A 3750-nucleotide genomic window follows, 5' to 3' on the forward strand; every position below is an offset into this window, starting at 1 on the left:
TGGTCCCCCACGATGTTGAAAATGTCATCGCCCTTCACCGCATTGAACCAGGAAACCGTGGAGAGAAACATCTTGGGGTGCTTCGCCTGCAGCTCACGCAGCATCTGGCGGAAGTCATTGCCTCCATGCCCGTTGAGGATCACGAATTTCATCACGCCCACGCCTTCGAGGCTGCTGATGACATCTTCGAGCACCATCATCTGCGTGGTCGGATTCATGTTGATGCAGAACGGCACGTCGAGCTGTCCCGTCTGCACCCCGAAAGGCATGTTCGGTAAAATGGCCACCTTGGCTCCCGCCTCCCACGCGATGCGGCCCGCCTCGGCGGCGATGGCGTCGTTTTGCAGCGAATCCGTCGCGTAGGGCAGGTGCCAGTTGTGCGCCTCCGTCGCGCCCCATGGGAGCACGGCGGCTTCATAGCGCGTGGCTTTGACGTTTTTCCAGTTTGTTTCGGCAATGATCCAGGGTCTCGGGCTCATGGGTGGCATGTAAAAGAGGCAAACGATGGATGCAACGTCCGACAAACTCGGCCACAAGGAACGTTTCTCTCCGCCCCATGCTTCGCACGCTGCTATTTCTCACCCTGACAGCCTTTGCCACCGCTGCCGAGATTTCATTCTCCAGGCAGATCGCCCCTGTTTTGATTGATCAGTGCGTGGAGTGTCACCGCTCCGGAAAGGCCAAGGGCAGTTACCGTCTGGACACCGTGGAGCTCATGCTCAAGGCGGGCGACAGCGAGACTGCGCCCGTTGTGGCGGGCAAGCCGGACGAAAGCGAGATCTACCGGCTGATCGCCACCCATGAGGAAGACGACCGCATGCCCAAGAAAGCCGATGCCCTCCCCGAAAAGGAAACAAAGCTGATTCGCGAATGGATCGCCAGCGGTGCCAAACTGGACGTCGCCGATAAAAAAGCGGCCCTGCGCGCCATCGTACCAGAAACGGAAAAAACTCAAGCACCTGCGAAATACCCACGTCCTCTCCCAGTCACCGCTCTCGCCCTGAATCCCGCTGGGAGCACGCTCGCCTGCAGCGGCTATTTTGAAACAACTCTCTGGGATGTCGCATCGGGCAAACTCACTGCGCGCATCGATGGCATGCCCGAGCGCACCCTCGCTCTGGCCTGGATCACCGAAAATCAACTCGCTGTTGCTGGCGGCGTCCCCGGGCGCTCAGGGGAAGTATGGTTGGTCAATCCGTCGCAGCCAAAGGAACGCAAGCGTCTGGTGAGCGCGCGCGACTGCGTGCTGGCCATGGTGGCCAGTCCGGATGGCAAACTGCTCGCCTGCGGCGGTGCCGACAATCAAGTGCGCTGTTTCGAACTTCCCTCCGGCAAACTGAAATGGCAGACAGAGCCGCACGCGGACTGGATCATGGGCATGGCCTTCTCTCCAGACAGCCAGCACATCGCCACCGCCAGCCGTGATCGTACTGCCAAGCGCATTGACGCTGCCAAAGGAGAAATCGAGGCCACCTTCACTGGCCATGACTCCGCAGTGCTCAGCGTGGCCTTCTCCCCAGACAGCAAGGAAACCCTCAGCGGGGATGTCGAGGGCAATATCCGCCGTTGGGATCGCAATGGCGATGCAGCGAAAGACGGCACTCTGAGGCCGGGCGGCCGCACCGAAATGCTGGCGCTGGGCTTTCTGGATGCCGGGACACCCCTCGCCGCCATGGGCAGCGGTTCGGTGGTTTCCATGGATGCCAAAGCCCGCAAAACGAAGGACAAGATCACGCTGTATGGAGACCGCGTGAATGTGCTGCAGGTGCAACGCATCGACAAACTCACACGGATCATCACCGGCTGTCACGACGGCACGGTTCGCATCAATGAACTCGGAAAGGCTGAGCCGGTGTTGCAATTCCTGGCCTCTCCGGGATGGTAGCTCGCCATGTTTGAATCACGCACCGATCCTCTCGCCCCGCGTTTGGTTTTCATCCAGCGGGTGATCAAGTATGCCTCCATCGCGCTGATCGTGATCGGTGTGGCACTGGGCATCGGCATCCTGGGCTATCATTACATCGCCAAATTCAGTTGGATCGACAGCCTTTTAAACGCTTCCATGATTCTGGGCGGCATGGGTCCCATGGGAGACCTGCCGTCGGACGCTGCCAAGCTCTTCGCCTCTTTCTACGCCCTCTTCAGCGGACTCGTCTTCATTTCGGTCATGGGCATCGTGCTCGCACCAGCGGCGCATCGCGCCCTGCATCTGTTTCATCTGGATGAGGAGGATCAAAAATCATGAGTATGGAACGCGTCGTCATCATCGGTGCCAGCAACAACCCCGAGCGTTACAGCCATCGCGCTTTGCTCATGCTGAGAAAGCACGGACATGAAGTCGTGCCCGTGCATCCCAAACTGGCTGAGATCGAGGGCATCCCCGTGGTGGCCGATGTGAGCTTGATTACCGGATCGGTGGATACGGTGACGATGTATGTCGGCGCAGCCATCTCATCCGGATTGCAGGATAAGCTGATCACGCTCAAGCCGCGCAGGATAATCTTTAATCCTGGCGCGGAAAATGCGACGCTGACAGACGCTTTGCAAAAAGCCGGAATTGCCTGCGAGGAAGCCTGCACTTTGGTGCTGTTAAACACGGGGCAGTTTTGAACACCGCTCCTTGCTTGGGAGTCTCAGTCCACAACCCCCATGTTAGAGATCCAGAAATATCGCATCTACGAACGCAGCCGCCTGCGGGCCAAGGGCGTGACCGATGACGAGATCGAAAAGGCGCAGCACCTGCCCTTCAAGCCCGCCTTCGTCGGTGGCAAACGCCGCCAAAGAGATGCGGACGACGGGAATCAGGTGCCTCCAGAGCAGTTTGCCTTCCGCAGGGATCGCTGAAGCAGCAGCCTTGCCCGCCCGCCACGACCTGCTAGCATCGCGGTACCCACTGCATGCCCGCGAACCGCTTCTACAATTCCTTCGACCTCGAAACGCTCGATTCACGCCCTGCCCATGCCGGTGAGTATCGCAGCCCGTTCCAGATCGACCGCGACCGCATCATCCACAGCAGCGCCTTCCGCCGTCTGCAAAACAAGACCCAGGTCTTCTTGTCCGGCGAGTACGATTTCTACCGCACCCGCCTGACCCACAGCATCGAAGTGGCGCAGATCGGGCGCAGCATCTGCGGCTGGCTCACCCAGCAGAGCCAGCACTTGGATGATGAGTGCTTCATCGACTCCGATCTCGTCGAAAGCGCCTGCCTCAGCCACGACCTCGGCCACCCTCCCTTCGGCCATGCCGGGGAGCGCACCCTCCACCACCTCATGGCCCCCTACGGCGGCTTCGAGGGCAATGCGCAGACCCTTCGCATCCTGACGCAAACACTCTTCAGCGAAGGCCGCAGCGGCATGAACCCCACCCGGGCTCTGCTGGATGGCGTCCTGAAATACAAAACCCTGCATACCGAGACCCCGCATGCAAAGAACCACTACCTCTACGACGAACAGGAACGCTGGCTCGATTTCACCCTCGGCGGCCAGGCCTTCCCGCTGGAACTCACCCCCGGCAAGGTGCGCAACGGCTTCCGCAGCATCGAGTGCCAGATCATGGACTGGGCGGACGACACCGCATACTCGCTCAATGACATTGCCGACGGCATTCACGCTGGATTCATCAACGTACAGCGGATGGAGCGTTGGGCAGGGGATCAGGAGCTTTCAGAGGCCGACCAGACCGACCTGGAGTTCCTCTGCAAAGCTGTTCGTGAAAACCGCGTCGAAGGCCGCTTGAACCGCCTCATCGGTG

The 3750-nt window shown here is 59.8% G+C and carries 6 protein-coding genes; 5 read left to right on the top strand and 1 reads right to left on the bottom strand.

Features of this window, described 5'->3' with window-relative positions:
- The coding region (locus tag ACIREA_RS28355) for a creatininase family protein (RefSeq protein ID WP_397385684.1) at positions 1–479 on the bottom strand (479 nt) is incomplete at its 3' end.
- 77 nt (positions 480–556) lie between these two features.
- Here ACIREA_RS28355 and ACIREA_RS28360 point away from each other — a divergent pair.
- The 5 genes from ACIREA_RS28360 to dgt all read left to right on the top strand — a co-directional run.
- Positions 557–1885 (top strand): c-type cytochrome domain-containing protein, encoded by a 1329-nt coding sequence (locus ACIREA_RS28360; protein WP_397385685.1) that lies wholly within the window; start codon positions 557–559, stop codon positions 1883–1885.
- A gap of 6 nt (positions 1886–1891) precedes the next feature.
- Complete coding sequence (locus tag ACIREA_RS28365) at positions 1892–2245, top strand: hypothetical protein (RefSeq protein WP_397385686.1); 354 nt, start codon at positions 1892–1894, stop codon at positions 2243–2245.
- Positions 2242–2610: a CoA-binding protein gene (locus tag ACIREA_RS28370; protein ID WP_397385687.1), complete on the top strand. Its 369-nt coding sequence runs from the start codon at positions 2242–2244 to the stop codon at positions 2608–2610. Before ACIREA_RS28365 ends, ACIREA_RS28370 begins: the two co-directional genes overlap by 4 nt.
- Positions 2611–2649: 39 nt before the next feature.
- The gene (locus tag ACIREA_RS28375) at positions 2650–2844 is read left to right on the top strand and encodes a hypothetical protein (protein ID WP_397385688.1); all 195 of its coding nucleotides are present in this window, start codon (positions 2650–2652) and stop codon (positions 2842–2844) included.
- A gap of 53 nt (positions 2845–2897) precedes the next feature.
- The coding region (dgt, locus tag ACIREA_RS28380) for a dGTP triphosphohydrolase (protein ID WP_397385689.1) at positions 2898–3750 on the top strand (853 nt) is incomplete at its 3' end.

The sequence above is a fragment of the Prosthecobacter sp. genome (assembly GCF_044373815.1).
Taxonomy (GTDB): domain Bacteria; phylum Verrucomicrobiota; class Verrucomicrobiia; order Verrucomicrobiales; family Verrucomicrobiaceae; genus Prosthecobacter.